Below are 641 nucleotides of genomic sequence, written 5' to 3'. Positions count from 1 at the left end.
CCGACGGACAGATCAAGGCCCGCGGTCAGGACTACGAGCGTCAGGCCCGAGGCGATGAAGAAAGTCAGGCTCGCCTGCCTGAGCACATTGAGGATGTTGCCGAGGCTCAGGAAGGAATCGCTGAGCACGGCCAGCACGGCGCAGATCAGCAGCGCCGCGAGCAGGCGGTAGAACACCTGGATCGCGTCCTGCGAGAGGAAGGAGCGGGGCGGCACGATCGCCTCTTTGCTGATGTCGGTCATGCGCGGCTCCTGAGGCCGTCGAGGAACAGGGCGACGATGACGAGGACGCCGACGCTTGYGACCTGCACCGAGGAGGGCATCGAGATCAGGTTCAGCCCATTGCGAAGCACGCCGACCGCGATCACGCCGAGCAACGTGCCGAGCAGCCAGCCATTGCCGCGTTCGAACGAGGTGCCGCCGACCGCGACGGCGGCGATGGCGTCGAATTCGAGCCCGAGGCCGGCCGTTGGATGGCCTGAATTCATCCGCGCGGTCATCAACAGGCCCGCGATACCGGCCATGGCGCCGCCGATCGCATAGACCGCGATCAAGAGCCGGTTCGGCGAGAGGCCGGCATAGCGCAGCGCCTCGCGGTTGCCGCCGAGCGCGAAGATGTAGGTGCCGAAGCGGGTGTGATAG

General features: G+C 66.6%; 1 protein-coding gene and 1 pseudogene. Both read right to left on the bottom strand.

What is annotated here, in order from left to right; translation table 11 throughout:
- Positions 1-242: pseudogene (locus tag AC1D00_RS44190) on the bottom strand (ABC transporter permease); the annotation flags it as partial.
- A partial coding sequence (locus AC1D00_RS44185; protein ID WP_477015086.1) for an ABC transporter permease occupies positions 239-641 on the bottom strand: 403 nt, incomplete at its 5' end. The pseudogene AC1D00_RS44190 and the gene AC1D00_RS44185, both read right to left, overlap by 4 nt.

The organism is Bradyrhizobium sp. P2_E8, from assembly GCF_056403875.1.
Note: the sequence above shows the minus strand (reverse complement) of the source record. Positions and strands in the feature narration are given on the sequence as shown.